The sequence below is a fragment of the Paenibacillus sp. CFBP 13594 genome (genome assembly GCF_014842675.1).
Classification (GTDB): domain Bacteria; phylum Bacillota; class Bacilli; order Paenibacillales; family Paenibacillaceae; genus Paenibacillus; species Paenibacillus amylolyticus_B.
The window spans coordinates 360,454-382,211 of record NZ_JACYVQ010000002.1 but is presented as its reverse complement, the minus strand read 5'-3'; the positions used below and the strand labels follow the sequence as shown (position 1 = coordinate 382,211).

The following is a 21,758-nucleotide window of genomic DNA, read 5'->3' as shown; positions in this document are numbered from 1 at the left end:
GAGTTGTGGTGATGCTCAAGCTTGGCCTATCTAGTGAAATGCAGGTGAATGATTGTGAAAACCGTAATGCTAACCTATCCGCAGACGTTACATTCGACTGAGCTGAGCACACTGCCCCAAGTGCTTGCGATTGGTCAATTCGACGGACTGCATCTCGGACATGCAAGTGTCATTTTATCAGCTGTCCGCATTGCGCGGGAAACGGGCATGCAGGCAGCGGTCATGACCTTTCATCCACATCCGAAGGAAGTTATGCGCAAAGGGGATTACGAGGGTTATTTAACTCCCTTGAGAGATAAAGAAGACATCTTGGCAGGAATGGGCGTTGATGTACTCTATGTGGTGGAGTTCAATGAAGATTTCTCACGGTTGACGCCGCAACAATTCGTACACGACTTGTTGATTCCTCTTCAGACACGAACAGCGGTGGTGGGTTTTGACTTCCGTTTTGGTCACAAGGGTGCAGGGGATGAACAACTTCTTCGTACTTTGGGAGAAGGAGAGATGACGGTGGAAACCGTTCCTCCTTTCTTGTTAAATGGTGAAAAAGTGAGCAGCTCTCTCATTCGTGGCCTGTTGAAGCGTGGGGAGATGGATGAGGCCAGTCAGTGGCTTGGCCGACCTTACAGCATCAGGGGAACCGTCATTCACGGGGAGAAGCGTGGACGAACGATTGGATTTCCTACAGCCAACCTTGAACTCACGGATCATTACGTTACCCCGTCTAAGGGTGTTTACGCTGTTCGTGTGCAGTATGGTGAACAGGAATTGCACGGCGTAATGAATCTGGGTGTGAAACCTACGTTTCACGAAAGCGGGATGAAACCTACGTTTGAAGTGCACCTGCTTGATTTTGATGGACACTTGTATGACCAGGAACTAAAGGTTGAGCTCGTTCACTATATTCGTGCAGAACGAAAGTTTGACTCCATTGATGCATTGATTAGCCAGATTCGTGAAGATGCATTAACTGCCGGCCGCCTGTTATCTTAAAGGTTCAGGATTAAATGCATGTTTAGATTTACTTTAACTAGGCAATTATGATATACTGTACTACGTTGTCGATTGAGACAACATTAACCTTGGCTTGGTTGCTTGCTCTCACCGGCGGTGACGAGGCTAATGGCGATTATATTGAAGGAGGTGAACAGGATGGCATTGACTCAAGAACGTAAACAACAATTGATCGACGAGCACAAAACTCACGAGTCCGATACAGGATCTCCAGAGGTGCAAGTTGCTATCCTTACGGAAAACATCACAAGTTTGACAAACCACTTGCGTACGCATAAGAAAGACCACCACTCACGTCGTGGACTTTTGAAAATGGTAGGTCAACGTCGTAAGCTTTTGGCTTATGTGAAAAACAAAGATGTTAAACGTTACAGCGCACTGATCGAAAAACTCGGATTGCGTCGTTAATTATCGTACATGTTTTCAAAATCAACCTGGCTGTTATCCGTCATTCTTTTGTCTAAAAGGACAAGCGGAACTTACAGCCGGGTTGTTTTGTAGATGAACATGTTGCCATATATTTGTAGATGGGGCTCCGTGAGGAGCTTTTGTTGTGCAGGTTAGCATGTTGAAAGTTCCATACATAGCTAATGAATGCAGGACAAGCAGGAAATACTGTGAATATGCAGAATCCATTGAATTAGGAACGATTAAAAGGAGGGGTTTCATGGAACAGCGTGTTGAAATGCAGCTTGGTGGAAGAAAGCTTACGCTTGAGACCGGGCGTTTGGCCAAGCAGGCTAATGCTGCCGTTAAGGTAACATACGGGGATACCGTGGTATTGTGTACCGTGACAGCATCAAGTGAGCCGAAAGATCTGGACTTTTTCCCATTAACGGTGAACTATGAAGAAAGATTGTACGCCGTAGGTAAAATCCCGGGAGGATTTATTAAACGTGAAGGCAGACCGAGTGAGAAAGCGATTCTTTCAAGCCGTCTGACAGACCGTCCAATTCGTCCTTTGTTCCCGGAAGGCTTCCGGAATGATGTACAAGTTCTGAATATCGTTATGAGTGTGGATCAGGATTGCGAACCGCAGATCGCTGCAATGATTGGTACATCAGCAGCATTGAGCATTTCGGATGTTCCATTCAGCGGACCGATTGGTGGCGTGAAAGTGGGTCGTATTGATGGCGAGTTCATCATTAACCCAACGATTGCACAGCTTGAAGTCAGTGATATTGAACTGGTCGTTGCAGGGACCAAAAATGCCATCATGATGGTTGAGGCCGAAGCTAACGAAGTGCCGGAAGAAGTGATGCTCGAAGCAATCATGTTTGGACATGATGAGATCCAAAATATTATTGCTGTAATCGAACAACTTGTACAAGTTGCTGGAAAAGAAAAAATGGCTGTTAAGTTGCGTACCGTTAATGCTGAAGTTAACAGCAGTGTGCGTGAATTCGCGAGCGCTCGTCTGGTCGAAGCGGTTAAAATCGCTGAGAAGCATGCTCGTCAAGATGCAATCGATGTAGTGAATGACGAAACCGTTGCTCACTTTGAAGAAAAATATATTGAAAGTCCGGAATTGTTCAAAGACGTGAAGGAAGTTCTGCACGACATCGTCAAAGAAGAAGTCCGCCGTTTGATCACGCATGATAAAGTTCGTCCGGATGGACGTGGACTTGATGAAATTCGCCCAATTGAATGTGATACATCTCTGCTGCCACGTGCACATGGTACAGGACTGTTTACGCGCGGTCAAACGCAAGCACTTAGCGTTTGTACACTTGGTGCACTGGGTGATGTTCAGATTTTGGACGGAATCAGTCTTGAAGAAACGAAACGTTTCATGCATCACTATAACTTCCCACCATTCAGCGTAGGCGAAGCGCGTCCATTGCGTGCTCCGGGTCGTCGCGAAATCGGACATGGTGCATTGGGTGAGCGCGCTCTTTCCAAAGTGATCCCTTCCGAAACGGATTTCCCGTACACGATTCGTTTGGTATCTGAAGTTCTGGAATCCAACGGATCATCATCTCAGGCAAGTATCTGTGCCAGCACTTTAGCTATGATGGATGCAGGTGTTCCAATCAAAGCTCCGGTTGCGGGTGTGGCTATGGGTCTGATCAAAGATGGTGACCATGTATCCATTCTGAGTGATATTCAGGGTATGGAAGATCACCTGGGTGACATGGACTTCAAGGTAGCAGGAACACCTGAAGGTGTAACCGCGATTCAAATGGACATTAAAATTGCTGGTATTAATCGTCAAATTTTGTCTGATGCATTGGCGCAAGCCAAAGAAGGTCGTATGCACATTTTGGGCAAAATGAACGAAATTTTGAAAACTCCACGTGAGCAGTTATCACAATATGCACCTAAAATTACAACGATGCATATCAATCCGGACAAAATCCGTGATGTGATCGGTGCAGGTGGTAAAATTATCAATAAAATCATCGAAGAAACCGGTGTTAAAATTGATATTGAACAGGATGGACGTGTCTTTATCGCTTCTTCCAACCAGGAGATGAATGATAAAGCCAAAGCGATCATCGAAGGTATTGTGCGCGAAGTATTGGTCGGCGAGATTTATGTCGGCAAAGTAAAACGCGTAGAGAAATTCGGTGCATTTGTTGAAGTACTTCCGAACAAAGAAGGTCTGGTACACATCTCGCAACTGTCAACTGAACGTGTTGCCAAAGTGGAAGATGTTGTAGCTATCGGTGATTCCATTACGGTAAAAGTAACGGAAATTGACCCACAAGGTCGAATCAACTTGTCCCGTAAAGCAGTTTTGACTGCTGAAGCTCCGGCTCAATCCTAGGATACCGAAGCGACAGGTTATAAATGGATAGATTGAATGAAGAGACAGAATGTGAATTTCTGGCTCTTTTTTTAACGTTTAAATATGTAAAGCAAGGATGAAACCATGGCTTAGCATTCATATTTTTGCCCTTGTCCTCATATGATGGGGACAAAGACGGCGGGAGGATGGAGCTGTGGGAAACCAATCCAAAAAGCTGGCGGCTGTTCTGGCGGGTGTGACTGCGGTCATATTGATCGGACAAGTTGGCAGTGTACGTACATACATTACGGAGATCCGTGATGGGCCAGGTACGCAAAATGCTTTTGATATGTTTAAGGAGGCAACGGGAGAAGATGCGCTGTTGTCTGCGATTCGGGATAAAGCGGCTGAAACGAAAATTGCTCCGGTGAATGCCAGAGTGGATCGGGTATGGAAAGCGATTCCTGGTTATAATGGCATGGAGATTGATGTGGAAGCGACATACCGTAAGGCGCTGAGTGGAACGTTGAATACCAAAATAGCGTATGTCTACCGTCAGATTGAGCCGGAGATTCAGCTTAAAGATTTGGGTGCACATCCGATCTATCGGGGCAATGCAAACAAACCGATGGTTTCTTTTATGATTAATGTGGCCTGGGGGAACGAGTACATTAAACCGATGCTGGATACGCTTGATGCCGAGAAAGTGAAGGCTACTTTTTTTCTGGATGGAAGTTGGTTAAGCAAAAACGTTGAACTGGCCAAAGAAATTCAGAAACGTGGGCATGAGATGTCCAACCATGCATATTCTCACCCTAATATGAGTCGATTGAGCGCAGAACGGGCCAAGCTGGAAATTAGCAAAACCCAGGATCTGCTCCATAAAACACTGGGTGTAGAGAATCGTTGGTTTGCTCCGCCTTCCGGTGACTTTAATCAGAAGACCGTTGACATTGCTTCATCCATGGGACTGCAAACCGTGTTATGGACAGTAGATACTGTGGATTGGCGTAAGCCAAGCCCGGATGCTGTTGTTGCCAAAATTGCTAAAAATACCGAGGCAGGCACATTAATTCTAATGCACCCTACAGCTGCTTCTTCGGGAGCTTTAAAGGGCATGATTCAATCCATACGGGCCAAAGGTCTGGTGATCGGAACAGTAAGTGAGACGCTGTCTTCTGAACGTGTAAATACCCCTGCGGTTGAGTGAACGTTATTTTTTTGTTAATATCAAACAGTTGGAACCAAATGTCGATTTCAATTTCAAGGTTGAGATCAAGGCAATTATAGAGATGTAGGAGGGCCAACCATGAAAAAAATTCAGCTGGGCAATGGCCTCAGAGTTGTCATGGAACAGATACCGACCTGCCGTTCTGTGTCTTTCGGAATATGGGTCAAGACAGGTTCGCGCAATGAGCAACCTGCAAGTAACGGAGTATCACATTTTATTGAACACATGTTATTCAAGGGAACAGATCGTTATGATGCCAAGGCGATTGCGGAGCAGTTCGATGCGATTGGCGGTAACGTGAATGCATTCACTTCCAAAGAATACACGTGTTATTATGCTAAAGTGTTGGATGAACATTTGCCGATTGCGGTTGATGTATTGTCTGATATGTTTTTCCGCTCCAAAATGGATGATGGTGAATTGATCAAGGAGAAAAACGTCATTCTGGAAGAAATCTCGATGTATGAAGATACGCCTGATGATATGGTTCATGATCTGATGGCCTTGGCTGCCTATGGTGAGCATCCACTCGCATACCCAATCCTGGGTACGGAAGAGCGTCTCAAAGCGATGGATTCCAGTCATCTGCGTGCATATATGAAGCAGCACTACACGATTGAGAACACGGTCATTAGTATCGCGGGTAATATTGATGACAGTGTAATCGATCTGATGGAGAAACATTTTGGTGCTTTTGATGTAAATGGAGTAACGGAAGCAGTCACGATGCCAGCCTTCCAAAGCGGACAGCTCTTTCACAAAAAGAAAACGGAACAGAATCATATCTGTATCTCGTTCCCGGGCTGTAAAATCGGAGATCCCCTGCAATTCGCTATGGTTGTTCTGAATAACGCCATTGGTGGAGGCATGAGCTCCAGACTGTTCCAGGAAATTCGTGAGAAACGGGGTCTTGCGTACTCCGTGTATTCCTATCATAGTTCTCATGCGGACAGCGGACTGTTCACGATATACGCGGGTACAGCACCGAAACAGACCAAAGAAGTGCTTGATCTGACCAAAGAGGTTCTACGCGACTTGGCTGTAAACGGCTTGTCCGAAGATGAGCTTCGTAAAGGAAAAGAACAGCTGAAAGGTAGCTTGATTCTGAGTTTGGAAAGCACAGGCAGTCGTATGAATCGTCTGGGTAAAAACGAACTCATGTTGGGCAGACACCATACGCTGGATGAAATGATCACCAAAATTGAGCAAGTTACCATGGACGATATTAACGCGGTACTTGATCTGATGTTTGCTGAACCATTTGCACTTGCTATGGTTGGCGCTTCAGATAAGACGATCGCTGGATTGAGAAGGGATGATTTTGTTGCATTACGTTCAAATACAGAAACTGCCGGGCAATGAAGATATTAAACTGCCTCAAAAAATGTCGGAGCTGGCATCCGGCTTTGATGTAGTAGCTGCACTTCAGGAAGATGTTGTATTGCAGCCGGGTCAGCGTACGCTGATTCCTACCGGACTTGCGATGGCAATGCCAGCTGGATTGGAAGCACAGATTCGTCCTCGGAGCGGACTGGCTTTCAAACATGGTATTACTTGCCTCAACACACCGGGGACCATTGATGCGGATTATCGCGGAGAAGTTAAAGTTCTGTTGATTAATCTGGGTCAGGAACCGTTCACGATTGTACGGGGAGAGCGCATCGCACAGATCGTCTTCCAGACCGTGCCTGCGGTTGAATTGACGGAAGTGAATGAACTATCGGAAACGGTACGTGGTGAAGGCGGATTCGGTCATACCGGGAAATAAGCAACGTAAATATACTCATTCTTTAGAGTCGTCCCTGACAGGGGCGGCTCTTTTTTACATTCGAGAAACGGAAGGAGGAATGAAATTATTGTTTTCACCCCCCTGTGGGCCCCTGCATACGATAAGGCATACATGTGGTGAAAGGAGTGACGTCCCGATGCTGACCGGAGTCCGGATTGTAGTCCTGGGCGGAGATGCGCGGCAGCTTGAAGTCATTCAAAAGTGCGCTGAGCTGGATGCAACGGTAAGTGTAGTGGGTTTCGATAAAATAGAGCGTTCCATTCCAGGGATTGAGCACCAGGAACTGGAGGATGAAGTGTTTGCTTCCGCAGATGTACTGGTACTACCTGTCGTCGGTTGCGATGACCAGGGAAAAGTAAGTACTTCGTTCAGTGACACACCGATCTATTTGAAAAAGGAACATATTGCAGCATTACCGGAGCATTGTATTGTGTTCACAGGTATGGCAAAGCCGTTCTTGCGCGAACTTTGTCTTGAAAATGGGCTGCGACTTGTTGAAGTACTTGATCGTGATGATATTGCACTTTACAACTCTATTCCAACAGCTGAGGGAGCCATCGCCATAGCTATTCGGGAGACGGACTTCACAATCCATGGTTCGGAATGCATTGTGCTTGGCATTGGTCGAACAGGATTCACAATGGCCAAAACACTGCAGGGACTTGGAGCAAATGTACGGGTGGGAATCAGGCGGGAAGAGGATGCTGCCCGCGCTACAATAATGGGCTGGAAGCCTTTCATGACAACGGATTTGGCCGCTCAAACCGGGGAAGTTGACTTGCTTTTTAATACGATACCGACTATGATAATCACAGCACAAATCCTGTCCAGAATGCCGCAAAAGGCTGTCATTATCGACCTCGCATCCGCTCCTGGCGGCTGTGATTTCAGGTATGCCGACAAACGCGGTATCAAAGCGCTACTTGCGCCTGGCCTCCCCGGCATTGTTGCTCCCAAAACGGCTGGCGGCATTATTGCCGACGCGTTGATCCGTTTGCTTTTGGAAGAACAGAACGCACGGGAGGTTAAATCATGAACTGGCAGGGAAAAACGGTAGGTTATGCAATTACGGGTTCTCATTGTACGTTTGAAGAGGTTATGCCGGTAATTAGCCGCTTCGTAGCTGAAGGTGCCAACGTCATTCCGATTATTTCGAATTCGGTTCTGACGACGGATACACGCTTTGGTACGGCGCAAAATTGGCAAAAACAGTTGAAAGATATAACAGGTAATGATATCATTTCTACAATTGTTGAAGCGGAGCCACTAGGGCCTTCCAAGCTGCTTGATGTGCTGGTTATTGCTCCATGCACAGGGAATACAACAAGCAAGCTGGCTAATGCGATGACCGACAGTCCAGTGCTAATGGCAGCCAAAGCGCAGATGCGCAATCAGCGTCCGCTTGTGCTCGCGATTTCCACGAATGACGGTCTGGGCTTGAATGCTGCGAATATCGCCAAATTGCTCGTGGCTAAATACTTGTATTTTGTGCCATTTGGGCAAGACGATCCAGTGAAAAAACCAAACTCGTTAGTCGCCAAAATGGAATTGATTCCAGAGGCTTGCTGGAGTGCTCTTGAGGGCAAACAGTTGCAGCCGATGATTGTGGAGCGTTCTTCACAGGCTTGATGGAACAATGATTCGGTGACAACGTTTATGCGCTTGGAGAAATGAAGAAGGGTTCGAGAGACAAAGAAAATCATGGGGGACGATATGCTGGATTGAACAGCTACTATGTCCACGTTCCTGTCTATAAGGCATTCCTGCTTGCGGGCAGTACAGGTTAAGCAAGCGGGAGAGGTCTATTGTGAATGTATGCGTCATGACCTCGCTAACAACCGCGACCTTTGATTTGCGATTGTCCCAGACAATTACAAGAAAAGGGAGCGGCATGGAATGCCGTATAAAATGCTGAAATTATCGCATCAGAACGCTCCCTAGAGTGATCCATTTGTTGATTTGACCCGTGTCCAGTCTTCTTGCGTACACAAATGGAGGAATAAAGATGCGTATCATGGTACAGAAATTCGGAGGCACGTCTCTCTCCACTGTTCAGGCGAGAGAGCATGTGCTCCGTCACGTTAAACGTGAACTTGAAGCAGGATTGAGTCTGGTCATCGTTGTGTCTGCGATGGGACGCCGCGGCGAGCCATATGCGACTGATACGTTGCTGGACTGGGCTGCACAGAACGGAAACGCACTATCCGCACGCGAAAAGGATTTACTGCTGTGCTGTGGTGAAATCATATCTGCGACAACGTTGAGCAGTTTACTCGAACATGAAGGCATTCCAACTACAGTGCTGACCGGTGCACAAGCAGGTTTTGTGACGGACGACAATTTCGGGAATGCCCGGATATTGGATGTCCGTCCTGTTCGTGTGTTGGAGCAGCTTCAACTCGGCCGTGTCGTCGTTGTAACCGGATTCCAGGGGCAGACAGAGAACGGAGACTTCACAACACTGGGTCGTGGGGGAAGCGATACGTCTGCTACAGCTCTGGGTGCAGCATTACGTGCTGAAATGGTGGATATCTACACAGATGTGAACGGGATACTTACCGCTGATCCGCGAATTGTTGAGGATGCACGTCCACTGACTGTTGTGAGTTATGCAGAGATCTGTAACATGGCTCACCACGGGGCCAAGGTAATCCATCCACGTGCGGTTGAGATTGCGATGCAATCCCAGATTCCAGTACGGGTAAGATCTACTTTTGCAGACACGGAAGGAACGCTGGTTACGCATCCGGAAGGATTCCAGGATGTGCAGACAGGCATTGTTGACCGTTATGTAACAGGCATTGCCTACGTGAGCAATGTAACGCAAATTACGGTGGATGTGCCTGGTGGTGCAGATCGATTGCAACTAAAAGTGTTCAAAACCATGGCTGAGAATTCAATCAGCGTTGATTTTATTAATGTTACCCCCTCGGGAGTTGTCTATACGGTTTTTGACAGTGATTCCGAGAAAGCCATACAGGTATTGCAGGAGATAGGTCTCAAGCCACAAAGCCTGTCCGGTTGTGCCAAAGTGTCCGTCATTGGCGGAGGCATTAATGGTGTACCTGGAATCATGGCTCGAATCGTGGAGTCCTTGACACTGGCAGACATTCAGATCCTGCAATCGGCAGATTCGAATACAACGATCTGGGTACTCGTAAAAAAAGAAGATATGGTTCAGGCCCTGAGGGCACTTCACGCCTCATTCGAACTTCATTTGTAAATAACTGAAGTTAGAGGAGCCAAACCTGTTTTGAAGGAGGAATCGAATTGGACTTTGGAAGATTGATTACAGCAATGGTCACTCCGTTCAATGAACAAGGAGAGATTCATTGGGAGGAAACGGCACGTCTAATCGACTATCTAATTGTAGATCAAAAGTCGGAGACGCTTGTGGTTTCTGGAACAACAGGGGAGTCTCCAACACTTAGTGATACTGAGAAAGTTCAATTATTCGAATTTGCAGTGAAACATGCGGCCGGTCGGTGCAAAATTATAGCCGGAACGGGAAGCAATAACACGGCACATTCCATCCATTTGACACAGGAAGCTGAACGTGCCGGAGTGGATGGCATATTGTTGGTTGTTCCGTATTACAACAAACCTAGCCAAGAAGGTTTGTTCAAACATTTTGAAGCGATTGCAGGCTCCACCACGCTGCCAATTATGCTCTACAACGTGCCTGGGCGTACTGTAACCAGCCTGTCAGCAGAGACAACGCTTCGTCTTGCACAGATTCCTAACATCGTCGCTACGAAGGAATGTGCGTCTATGGAGCAGGTTACTTTGATTGCAGCAAGTGCTCCAGAAAATTTCAGAGTTTATTCCGGTGATGATGCTTCAGGCTTACCAGCGATTGCGGTTGGAGCACATGGAATTGTCAGCGTAGCCAGTCATGTCGTAGGGGCAGAAATGAAGAAAATGATTGACGCCTTCTATGGCGGAGCACCTCTTCAGGCTGCTCAGATTCATCAGCAGTTGTTCCCGGTGTTCAAAGGCCTGTTTGAGTGTCCACAGCCTCTACCAAACCCCGTAGCGGTGAAATATGCGCTGACATTGCGTGGTCTAGACGTTGGTTCCGTACGATTGCCACTTATTCCGCCAACGGAAGAGGAGCAGGTTTATATCAAAGGTTTGCTTAATTTGTAATCATTTTGGTTGTATATGGACTATTTTATTAATCATGGAAATATCATTCAGATCAGCAAAAGAACCGCTCCTCTTCGTAGAGGCTGCGGTTCTTTTTTTACGAGTAATGTGAGGTTTCTTTTCCACTGCCAAGGGGAAACCTACAGGTTAACGAGAGAGTGACTTGTTTTTTTTGTTTTTAATCATGTATAATGATGTCAAGTGACTGGGTGCGGTATTTTTTTGAAATTGAAAGCGACATCGTTTCGTGGTGTAGCTTTGCGGTGAAAAAGGAAGGAACGGCTAAGAGGGAATTTCAACTCCAACATGTTGGTCAAAGGGAATAACTTCGAAGAACTTCTTCCAAATATCGTGAATAAAGGTGTTCTTTTGCATTCATCCCGATAGGTGGGTATGTGATGTATGGACTACTTTTCTTAACTTACAATAAATAATAAGGTACGACGTCCAACTACCATAGGAGGTTTAGATTCATTTGTCTAAGAAAAATAATAACGATAAACTGATGATTTTTGCTTTGGGCGGCGTAGGCGAGATTGGTAAAAATATGTACGTCATCCAATACGCCAACGACATTGTAGTCGTAGATGCTGGTCTTAAATTCCCGGAAGAAGATATGCTTGGTATTGATATTGTCATCCCTGACATTTCTTACCTGACTGAGAACCGTGACAAAGTAAGAGGAATCATCCTTACTCACGGACATGAGGATCACATTGGTGGTCTGCCATATGTTCTCAAACATCTGAATGTCCCTGTATACGGAACAAGACTTACGCTTGGACTTGTAGAAAACAAGTTGAAAGAAGCGAATTTGCTGGGTGAAACAAAACGTATTCTGATTGATGCTGATTCCGAGATCCAACTTGGATCTGTTTTGAAAGCATCCTTCTTCGCTACTAACCATAGTATTCCGGATTCTGTTGGTGTATGTGTCGAAACACCGGAAGGTGCAGTTGTTCACACAGGTGACTTCAAATTCGACCATACTCCAGTCAATGGTCAATATGCAGATCTTCAGCGTATGGCACAGATCGGAACAAATGGCGTATTAGCGCTGTTGTCCGACAGTACGAACGCTGAAAAACCTGGATTCACACCATCGGAGAAAAATGTGGGTATCGTGCTGGAAGATATTTTCCGTAAAGCAAGTCAACGTGTTGTTGTAGCGACATTTGCTTCCAACGTACACCGTATCCAACAGGTGATCAATGCAGCAGAAGTGACTGGACGTAAAGTTGCAGTTATCGGACGCAGCATGGTGAATGTGGTTGGTATTGCTTCAGAACTGGGTTATCTTGAGATTCCGGATGGCATGATCATTGAACCTGAAGAAGTAGGCAAGATGGCAGCTGATCGTGTCGTGATTCTCTGCACAGGAAGTCAAGGAGAGCCAATGTCAGCACTGACACGTATGGCTCGTTCCACACACCGTAAAGTGGACATCCTGCCAGGTGACACCGTCATTATCGCAGCAACACCTGTTCCAGGTAATGAAAAATATGTAGGCCGTACGATTGATGAACTGTTCCGTCTGGGTGCTAACGTGCATTACAGCGGTGCTAACAGTGGCGTCCACGTATCTGGTCACGGTAGCCAGGAAGAGCTGAAACTGATGCTCAACCTGATGAAACCTAAATTCTTCTTGCCAATTCACGGTGAATTCCGTATGCAGCGTCGCCACGCGGTTCTTGCTGAATCTGTAGGGGTAGAACCTGAGAACATTTTCATCACGGATATCGGTGAAGTGATTGAAATTCAAGGTGGAGCAGCACGTAGAGCAGGTAAAGTTACTGCAGGTAATGTGTTGATCGACGGCCTGGGTGTAGGCGATGTGGGTAACATTGTACTTCGTGACCGCAAATTGTTGTCACAAGATGGTATCCTTGTTGTTGTGGTAACACTGAGCAAACAGGATGGAAAAATTGTTTCCGGTCCTGACATCATCTCTCGCGGATTTGTGTATGTACGTGAATCGGAAGGACTACTGGATGAGGCCAACCGGATCGTTAGCAGCACATTGCAGAAGTTAATGAGTGAGAACGTTAACGAGTGGGCTTCACTCAAAACAAATGTTAAAGATGCACTGGGACGCTTCCTGTATGAGCAAACTCGTCGTAGACCGATGATTCTGCCAATCATTATGGAAGTTTAAAATAAGCTAAACAAAAACATATATTCAGGCACACAGTCGCCCCTTCTCTACGAGTAATATTGGACGGTTCCTCGTAGAGAAGGGGCTTTTTTTGCGTTTTCAGGAAGATCTGCAATAGCGTCAATATGTGAAGCAATTTGATGTAGCGGGTATAAGGCGGTTGGAAAAATCCCCATACTAAGGAAATACATTAAATGTTTCTGGAGAAGGGGATTATTAAAATGAATGAACGTATGAATGACAAGCAGACGTCAAGATCCAATCAACCGGAAGTTGAAGCACCGGAGATTCCGATTCAGGAGGACAAGGCCATCTCTCCTGTGACAGAGACTATTCAGCAGTTTGGGCAGACACAGTCGCCTGCAGGTGAATCGAATATTTTCTGTATGACCATTATTGGACAGGTCGAAGGGCATTTGATTTTGCCACCACAAAATAAAACAACAAAGTATGAGCATATCATTCCACAGCTGGTGGCCGCAGAACAAAATCAGCGTATTGAAGGTATACTAATCATTTTGAACACGGTAGGTGGAGATGTAGAGGCGGGTCTGGCCATTGCAGAGATGATTGCTTCTCTAAGCAAACCTACGGTGACTGTGGTCATTGGAGGCGGGCATAGCATTGGAGTACCGATTGCTGTAGCTTCAACATATTCCCTGATTGCCGGAAGTGCAACGATGACGATCCATCCGATTCGGATGAACGGCCTTGTCATTGGTGTACCTCAAACGTTTGAGTATATGGAGAAAATGCAGGAGAGGGTTGTTCGGTTCGTGACTTCTCATTCGAATATCTCTGAAGAGATGTTCAAAGAACTGATGTTTAAGACCGGTGAGTTAAATCGGGATATTGGTACAGCTGTAGGAAGCGCAGATGCAGTGAAATATGGATTGATGGATGCAGTAGGCGGAATTGGGCAGGCTATTACTCAGTTAAATCAGCTCATAGGAGACAAGAGACAGACTCTGCAAGCGGGAGGTTATACCCAATGACATTATATACAGTGATGCCCCCGGAACAACTCTGGTCGGGAATGTGGAAAGAGGACGAAGATACAAAGGAGATCAAGATGAATGGTTTATTGATGCAGGTGAGACCTGTTAATGACAATGAAGCCGTTATTGTACGTTTGCTGGATTGTCCACTTGAAGCCTATCTCAATGCTGCTAATATGCCCGGTTCGACCATTCCGCTTTCGGGTAACTTGGGATCAGCATAACGCGACGAATTCAGACAAATTGAGCAGAAAAAGAACATATGTACGGATTATATTTGTATGGTATAATATTCTTCTGGGGGTGACCTGATTTTGGCCAGAAGAAAAAAGAGGAAAAAAAAGGGCGCTGGTTTTAGTGGCGTTTTAAAATATGAAATTTACGGGATTGTGCTTATTACCCTTGCTGTCATAGCATTATCGGGTGAAGCCACCGTTGGACGTTCGCTTTCCAAGATGTTCGGACTGATGCTTGGTAAGTTTTATTTTGCGATTCCACTTGTTGGTATTTATTATGGTCTCATGGTGATGATTCACCGGAAATGGCCGAGTGGCTGGACCACACGCAAGACAGGACTTGTTTTGCTGGTCTTTGCCTTAACTCTGATGAGCACTGTCTCTGCAATGCACCAGAAGCTCATTCCGGTTGGTGCGCTTGAGCCTGGTGCTGTGATTACACAGGTACATAATGATATGCAAACCGAGTTGCTAACCCCTGCTGCGCCAGGGGAGAGGGACTCCATGCTTAACAAGGACATCAGTGGTGGTTATCTCGGAGCTGGGCAATTTGCTCTTTTCCTGTGGCTGTTTGGCAGCCTTGGGGCGAGACTCATCATGATTGTCATGTTTATCATCAGTTTTATGCTGATTACGAGTCTATCTTATGTGGATTTGATACGAATATTCCGTACCAAGATCTGGGATGCCGGGAGTTCGATGTACAAAAAGCTGGAGTCTAGACCCACTTCACGTTCTTCTTCAGCATCTGATGGAAGGAAGAAAGGTAACGCTCGTAAAGTGGTGCCTGTTCCTGTTGAAGATGACGAAGACGAGTATGAGGATGAATTAGAGGAACAGCATCTGCCAAAACGAAAAGCGCCCATCTTCTTCCAACTTTTCGGAAAATGGGGAGCTAAACGGGAACAGGCGACATCAGAACGTGAAATGGATGAGGTCGATTCGGCAGAAACAGAACAAATTTTATACCGCGCCGAACAAGATCATAATCTAGAGGCTTGGCAGGATGCAACAGAAGACGTAGCGAACAAATCAGCTTCATCACGTGTTCCTGTTCAGGCTAAACCTAATTCAGCGCCGATCATTCGAGACTTTTTTGAGCACGTCAGAACAGAAGAGGCAAGCATTGAAGATGATCTGGACGATGCTTACCCTTTCCCGGATAATCTGTCCGATCCAAACGTAGTACAACAGGGCGAGCATGCCATTAAAATAACGGATGAACTGGTAGAGACGGAGTGGTCTGCATCCGATACGGGTACAAACGGGGTGAATGCTGTGGATGAGATTCAGAGTGGAGAAGAAGTAACTAATGATGCACAGGGAACAGATACTCCAACTCCTGAAGGGCAGAACACACAACCGGTGAAACCACCACCGCCACCTCCTAAGCCGTACAAGCTGCCATCATTCCGTCTCCTTGCCAAGCCGAACAATGGGGGCAAGGCGGGTGACCAGAAGGATTATATGCAGACAGCACGCAAGCTGGAAGCTACACTGGAGAGTTTCGGTGTTCGTGCCAAAGTGCTTGAAGTAGTCCGGGGCCCTGCCGTTACAAGGTATGAAATTCAACCTGATATTGGTGTTAAAGTCAGCAGAATTGTCAGTCTAACTGATGATATCGCGTTGGCTCTGGCGGCAAAGGATATTCGGATGGAAGCACCGATCCCCGGAAAGTCTGCGATTGGTATCGAAGTACCTAATGGTGAAGTATCCGTTGTAACGATGCGGGAAGTAATGGAGACAGCAACGTTCCAGGATGCAGAATCCAAAGTGACCATTGCATTTGGCCGAGATATCTCGGGTCAGACGATTATTGGTAACTTGGCTCGTATGCCCCATTTGCTGGTCGCGGGTGCTACGGGTTCTGGTAAGTCGGTGTGTATTAACGGAATTATTACCAGCATATTGTACAAAGCCAAGCCGGATGAAGTGAAGTTCCTGATGGTCGATCCCAAGATGGTTGAGTTGAACGTATATAACGGAATTCCACATCTGATGGCGCCAGTAGTAACTGATCCTAAACGAGCGTCACTTGCTCTCAAAAAGATTGTGGTTGAGATGGAGAAACGATATGAACTGTTCTCCAAATCAGGCACGCGTAACGTCGAGGGTTACAATAATCTGATGAAAGATAATCCTGCGGCTGTTCTGCCTTATATCGTTGTCATTGTGGATGAGCTTGCAGATCTGATGATGGTTGCTGCCGGAGATGTGGAGGATGCCATCGCACGACTCGCTCAGATGGCTCGTGCAGCCGGAATCCATCTGATTATTGCCACACAACGTCCTTCTGTTGACGTTATTACCGGAGTAATCAAGGCTAACATTCCATCGCGGATTGCCTTCGGCGTATCCTCCCAAGTCGATTCCCGAACGATTCTGGATATGGGTGGGGCTGAGAAACTGTTGGGCCGTGGAGACATGTTGTTCATGCCAATGGGCGCATCAAAACCGGTTCGTGTACAAGGTGCATTTATGAGCGATGAAGAAGTCGAGAATATTGTAAACTACGTACGTGGTCAAGGTGAAGCGCAGTATGATGAGTCCATTGTACCTGAAGTGGATGATTCCATTCAGGCAGCAGAGGAAGTACAAGATGAGTTATATGAGCAAGCTGTACAGATTATTTTGGAGGCAAAACAAGCTTCAGTCTCCCTGCTGCAACGTCGTATGCGGGTTGGTTACACACGTGCAGCGCGTTTAATTGACTCCATGGAAGCTCGTGGTGTAATCGGTCCTTATGAGGGCAGCAAACCAAGAGAAGTACTGGTTTCACTTGAACAGTATCAGCAGAATAAAATAAGCTCATAGTGTAACATGTAACATGGTTACAACGAATTATTTAAGCCCTCAACCGTATTGGTTGAGGGCTTTTTGCTTGCTCAGCAGACTGAAGTTTTGCCATCTACTCCAAAGATCGGATGATTTGGTGCATAGGAAACAAGCCGGCTTGTCATAATAACCTTAGCGATTCTGTTAATCCCACAAGAGAAAGGTAGAGCACAGTCGATGCGAAAAATGAACCTATGGCTTTTCACTGCTATTTTGCTGATATCCGCATTGGGAATTCGTTATTTGCTTCCTGGGAATACAGCAACTGAAAGTTCAGCCGAGCGTACACCGCAGGTAGAAGAAAAGGCCTTGCCTACGTTTAGCAGCAATACAGTGAAATATGGAAGTTACGGTCAGGATGTATATGAGCTTCAGGGGCGTCTGAAGTACCTGGGATTTTACAATGGTAAAATCGACAGTAATTTTGGCAGCAGCACACTGAAATCCGTTAAATGGTTTCAATCCGAGTTTGGCATGAAGGCAGATGGTGTGGTTGGAGCAGAGACCAAACTCAAGCTGTACAATGCGTCAACCAAATGGTCGCCAACAGAGCCGCCGTTACACAAGGAATCCTCAGGTGGGGGTGGAGACAGCAACAATACCGCCGATAAAGAGCAAGACAATATGGGATCTGCCAATGCCCTTGGTCTCTCAGAGAATGAACTCAAGATTATGGCTAACGCTGTATATGGTGAAGCCCGGGGTGAACCGTTTGAAGGTCAAGTCGCAGTAGCAGCAGTAATTCTGAATCGCGTAAATTCACCAAGCTTTCCGAGTACACCTTCTGGTGTGATTTTTCAACCAGGTGCATTTACGGCTGTAGCGGACGGACAGATCTATCTGGAACCAAACGCACAAGCCAAAAAGGCAGTCGAGCAGGCCTTAAATGGATGGGATCCGTCCGGTGGATGTCTCTATTATTTTAACCCGAAGACAGCAACATCCAAATGGATCTGGACCCGTCCACAAGTGAAAACAATCGGACAGCATATCTTTTGTATGTGATGATGTTGGAAGCAACCAGAAGGCGTGACTTCGGTTGCTTCTTGCCTTTTGAATGGGTTAAAATGGTTGTTACGTTTAGCTTAATACGATTGCATGATAAATGACGCCGTAAAGGGGTTTTGACATTTGAATACATCAGGATTCGAACGAGGTAGCAAGAGAGAGTTTCGTATACATGTGCTTCCGACTAAACGTTTTAAAACGTTTGCTATATCGCTATATGCAGGAGTTCCCTTACGGGAAGATACAGTAACCAAAGTAGCGCTGACACCTTTTGTTCTGCGACGGGGCACGGAGTCCTATCCGGAAACAACGCAATTTCGTGAGCAACTGGAGCATCTGTATGGAGCAGGTTTTGGTTTTGACGTCTATAAACGCGGGGATTACCAGATTGTACAGTTCCGAATGGATACCATTAATGATTCCTTTGTTGGAGGAGATGAGCAGCTACTGGATCGTTCATTTGCCTTCCTTGGAGAGGTTCTTACACGACCTGTACAGGAGAATGGACATTTCAGGACGTCTTATGTACAAGCAGAGCGAGAGACTGTTCGCAAAAAGCTGGAGTCCATCGTGAATGATAAAATGCGCTATGCCGCTGAACGCAGTATTGAGGAAATGTGCAAGAATGAGCCGTACCGTCTTCACCCACTGGGTGAGCGAAAGGATCTGCCCGGGATTGAGCCCGACACACTGACTGCGTCTTATCAGGAGTGGCTGCAGCAGGCGAGTATGGATCTTTACGTGGTAGGGGATACGACACTGGAGGAGGTCGAGAACCTTGTTCAGCGTCATTTCAATGTAAATCGAACGTCCTCCTCTGATTACCAGACACAGGCAGCGCTTCGAGGAGATAAGGAAGTGGAGACCGTTGTTGAGCGACTGAATGTGAGTCAGGGAAAACTTAATATGGGACTCCGCACATCTATCACTTATGGAGATTCTCAGTATGCTGCAGCACTACTGTACAACGGGATTCTCGGTGGTTATCCTCATTCCAAACTGTTTGTCAATGTTCGTGAAAAAGAAAGCCTGGCGTATTACGCGTCTTCACGATATGACGGACATAAGGGCATTGCAACGATTCAATCCGGGATTGAAATCCCTAATTATGAGAAGGCCGTCACGATCATCAAACAGCAGCTGGAAGAAATGAAAAGCGGTACAATCAGTGATCTGGAAATGTCCCAGACCAAAGCAATGATCCGTAACCTGCTTAAGGAAATGCAGGATTCTGCTTTTGAGATGATCGCTTATGACTTCAATCGACAGTTGTCTGGCAAAGAAAGAACGGCTGAAGAACTGTTGGCTCAGGTAGAACATATTAGCAAGGAAGATGTGCGTGAGGCGGCAGAACAATTCCGTCTGGATACGATTTATTTCTTGCGGGATGAGAAGGAGGAATAATCGGTGGAGAGCATTCGGTATGAGCATTTGCAGGAGACACTATATTACGAAGTAATGGATAACGGACTGCATGTCTATATTTTGCCAAAACCGGGATTCCAGAAAACGTATGCTACGTTTGCAACCAAGTATGGATCGGTGGATAATCATTTTCAGGTTGAAGGACAGGAAGAAGTTAAGGTTCCGGATGGGATTGCCCATTTTCTGGAGCATAAAATGTTCGAAGAACCAACAGGCGATATTTTTGCCACGTTTGCATCTCATGGTGCTTCAGCTAACGCATTTACGAGCTTTGATCAGACGGTTTATTTGTTTTCAGCGACCGAACATGTGAATGAAAATATACAAACATTAGTCGACTTTGTGCAAAATCCTTACTTCACGGATCAAAATGTGGAAAAGGAAAAAGGCATCATTGGACAGGAAATTGACATGTATGCTGATAATCCAGATTGGCGTGTTTATTTTGGATTGATCGAAGCCATGTATCAGAAACATCCGGTGCATATCGATATTGCAGGAACGGTGGAATCTATCCGTACGATTACCAAAGAGATGTTATATGAGTGTTATAACACCTTTTATCACCCGAGTAATATGCTCTTGTTTGTGGTGGGTGGTGTAGATCCACAAGAAGTCATTGATATGGTTCGATCGAACCAGAAGCGTAAGAATTATAAGCCACAGGGGAGTATTCAACGTTTCTTCGAACCGGAGCCTGAGCAAGTAGGAGAAGCCAGACGGGAAGCGAAACTGGCTGTTTCACTGCCCAAATGTCTGTTTGGATTCAAGGAGTCGGACGTTGGACTTACCGGGGAACAATTGTTACGGCGAGATATGACAACGCAGCTGATGATGGATCTTTTGTTTGGCTCAAGCACACGATTATTTCAGAAGCTCTACGATGAAGATCTGATCTCCGACAGCTTTGGACATGAGTATAACAGTTCACCGCAATATGCGTTTTCAGCCATTGGTGGTGATACAAAAGACCCGGATCAACTGCTCGGGCGTATACGTGAAGAAGTGGATGCCATTGTAGAAAAAGGGTTTGAATCCCCGGATTTTGAACGTGCACGCAAAAAGAAAATAGGCGGATATTTGCGTATGCTTAATTCTCCGGAGAACATTGCGCATGAATTTACACGTCAGCAATTCCGTGGCGGTGATTTTTTCAATATGCTCCCGCTCTATGAATCGATTACACTGGAAGATGTAAATCTCAGACTGAGAGAGCATATTCGCTGGGATCAACTGGCTGTATCGCTAGTCGTGAGTCCTTGATATGGAGAGGGGAACAGGACAATTGAAGGCAATCGGGGAAATGACTGTACTGGTAACTGGAGCAAGCGGTGGCATTGGAGCGGCTATCGCAGAACGCTTTGCCAGAGTGGGAATGAATGTTGTTATACACTATATGAAATCGCATGAAGCAGCGAATGAAGCCGCCAGACGGTGCATGGAACAGGGCAGTGGAAAAATCATGACCGTGTCTGCGGATCTTCGCAGCCGGGAACAGATTGAGCGCATGCGTGAGAAGCTCGAGTCGCATAATCTCATGCCAGATATTCTTGTGAACAATGCAGGAATCTCGCACTATGGGATGTTGGCTGATGTTACAGAGGAGATCTGGGATGAAGTGATGGCAATTAACCTCAAAGGCACGTTTATGTGTACACAGGAAATGATGCCTCACATGATCTCCCAAAGGTATGGCCGAATCATTAATGTATCGTCGATCTGGGGACTGTCTGGTGCTTCTTGTGAGGTGCTGTATTCCACAACCAAGGGTGGGGTGAATGCATTTACCAAAGCGCTTGCGAAAGAACTCGCACCTTCCGGAGTAACCGTAAATGCGGTTGCTCCTGGCGCCGTTCAGACATCCATGCTGAGCCATCTGGATCAGAGTGAACTGAAGATGCTGGAAGAGGAAATTCCGGCAGGAAGACTTGCTCAACCTGATGAAATCTCATCATTGGTTTATTTTCTGGCTCTCCCTGAATCGGGTTATATCAATGGGCAGATCATCAGTCCAAATGGCGGTTGGTTAACGTAAAAAGCAAGAAAAACTTGACTGGCTGTGAACAAAACAGGTGAAGGTTGCTGAGAAGCAGTCGTCTTCCGGATTATTTTCAAAATGCTCGTATATAAAATGCCTCGAAAGCACATATTACAACTGTTGATTTTAAATCTCATGCGTCATCTAAG

The 21,758-nt window shown here is 46.1% G+C and carries 19 protein-coding genes; all 19 read left to right on the top strand.

Going from position 1 to position 21,758, the window contains the following annotated elements; translation table 11 throughout:
• Nucleotides 1–54: 54 nt before the first annotated feature.
• Entirely contained in the window at nt 55–993 is a 939-nt protein-coding gene (locus IFU39_RS09155; protein WP_062835982.1) for a bifunctional riboflavin kinase/FAD synthetase, read from the top strand.
• Nucleotides 994–1,040: 47 nt separating this feature from the next.
• Nucleotides 1,041–1,175, top strand: a complete 135-nt coding sequence (locus IFU39_RS33205; RefSeq protein ID WP_256719971.1) for a hypothetical protein — start codon at nt 1,041–1,043, stop codon at nt 1,173–1,175.
• Entirely contained in the window at nt 1,153–1,422 is a 270-nt protein-coding gene (gene rpsO, locus IFU39_RS09150; protein ID WP_036609297.1) for a 30S ribosomal protein S15, read from the top strand. The genes IFU39_RS33205 and rpsO overlap by 23 nt, the downstream gene beginning before the upstream one ends.
• Before the next feature lie 259 nt (nt 1,423–1,681).
• Nucleotides 1,682–3,784: a polyribonucleotide nucleotidyltransferase gene (gene pnp / locus IFU39_RS09145; RefSeq protein ID WP_091017255.1), complete on the top strand. Its 2,103-nt coding sequence runs from the start codon at nt 1,682–1,684 to the stop codon at nt 3,782–3,784.
• A 175-nt stretch (nt 3,785–3,959) separates the two neighbouring features.
• Nucleotides 3,960–4,955 (top strand): polysaccharide deacetylase family protein, encoded by a 996-nt coding sequence (locus IFU39_RS09140; RefSeq protein ID WP_192132310.1) that lies wholly within the window; start codon nt 3,960–3,962, stop codon nt 4,953–4,955.
• Between the two features lie 99 nt (nt 4,956–5,054).
• Nucleotides 5,055–6,338: a M16 family metallopeptidase gene (locus IFU39_RS09135; protein WP_105598220.1), complete on the top strand. Its 1,284-nt coding sequence runs from the start codon at nt 5,055–5,057 to the stop codon at nt 6,336–6,338.
• Nucleotides 6,298–6,744, top strand: coding sequence for a dUTP diphosphatase (dut, locus tag IFU39_RS09130; RefSeq protein ID WP_017689132.1), 447 nt, complete (start codon nt 6,298–6,300; stop codon nt 6,742–6,744). The genes IFU39_RS09135 and dut overlap by 41 nt, the downstream gene beginning before the upstream one ends.
• Nucleotides 6,745–6,901: 157 nt before the next feature.
• Nucleotides 6,902–7,801, top strand: coding sequence for a dipicolinate synthase subunit DpsA (dpsA, locus tag IFU39_RS09125; protein ID WP_076208873.1), 900 nt, complete (start codon nt 6,902–6,904; stop codon nt 7,799–7,801).
• Nucleotides 7,798–8,394, top strand: coding sequence for a dipicolinate synthase subunit B (locus IFU39_RS09120; protein WP_062833836.1), 597 nt, complete (start codon nt 7,798–7,800; stop codon nt 8,392–8,394). Before dpsA ends, IFU39_RS09120 begins: the two co-directional genes overlap by 4 nt.
• A gap of 376 nt (nt 8,395–8,770) precedes the next feature.
• On the top strand, nt 8,771–9,988 hold the full coding sequence (gene dapG / locus IFU39_RS09115) for an aspartate kinase (RefSeq protein ID WP_017689129.1): 1,218 nt from the start codon (nt 8,771–8,773) through the stop codon (nt 9,986–9,988).
• A gap of 47 nt (nt 9,989–10,035) precedes the next feature.
• The gene (gene dapA, locus IFU39_RS09110; protein WP_091017250.1) at nt 10,036–10,914 is read left to right on the top strand and encodes a 4-hydroxy-tetrahydrodipicolinate synthase; all 879 of its coding nucleotides are present in this window, start codon (nt 10,036–10,038) and stop codon (nt 10,912–10,914) included.
• A gap of 475 nt (nt 10,915–11,389) precedes the next feature.
• The gene (locus IFU39_RS09105; protein WP_076208870.1) at nt 11,390–13,069 is read left to right on the top strand and encodes a ribonuclease J; all 1,680 of its coding nucleotides are present in this window, start codon (nt 11,390–11,392) and stop codon (nt 13,067–13,069) included.
• Between the two features lie 221 nt (nt 13,070–13,290).
• A complete protein-coding gene (locus IFU39_RS09100) occupies nt 13,291–14,064 on the top strand; it encodes a ClpP family protease (protein ID WP_146117090.1) in 774 nt (257 codons plus the stop codon).
• A complete protein-coding gene (locus tag IFU39_RS09095; protein WP_192132308.1) occupies nt 14,061–14,291 on the top strand; it encodes a YlzJ-like family protein in 231 nt (76 codons plus the stop codon). Before IFU39_RS09100 ends, IFU39_RS09095 begins: the two co-directional genes overlap by 4 nt.
• A gap of 90 nt (nt 14,292–14,381) precedes the next feature.
• Complete coding sequence (locus IFU39_RS09090) at nt 14,382–17,117, top strand: FtsK/SpoIIIE family DNA translocase (RefSeq protein ID WP_192132306.1); 2,736 nt, start codon at nt 14,382–14,384, stop codon at nt 17,115–17,117.
• A 198-nt stretch (nt 17,118–17,315) separates the two neighbouring features.
• Nucleotides 17,316–18,143, top strand: a complete 828-nt coding sequence (gene sleB, locus IFU39_RS09085) for a spore cortex-lytic enzyme (RefSeq protein ID WP_091017245.1) — start codon at nt 17,316–17,318, stop codon at nt 18,141–18,143.
• A gap of 126 nt (nt 18,144–18,269) precedes the next feature.
• Nucleotides 18,270–19,550, top strand: coding sequence for an EF-P 5-aminopentanol modification-associated protein YfmF (gene yfmF / locus IFU39_RS09080; protein WP_192132304.1), 1,281 nt, complete (start codon nt 18,270–18,272; stop codon nt 19,548–19,550).
• 3 nt (nt 19,551–19,553) lie between these two features.
• Entirely contained in the window at nt 19,554–20,834 is a 1,281-nt protein-coding gene (gene yfmH / locus IFU39_RS09075; RefSeq protein ID WP_192132302.1) for an EF-P 5-aminopentanol modification-associated protein YfmH, read from the top strand.
• 1 nt (nt 20,835) lies between these two features.
• Nucleotides 20,836–21,606, top strand: a complete 771-nt coding sequence (gene ymfI, locus IFU39_RS09070; protein ID WP_036670413.1) for an elongation factor P 5-aminopentanone reductase — start codon at nt 20,836–20,838, stop codon at nt 21,604–21,606.
• The last annotated feature ends 152 nt before the right edge of the window (nt 21,607–21,758 follow it).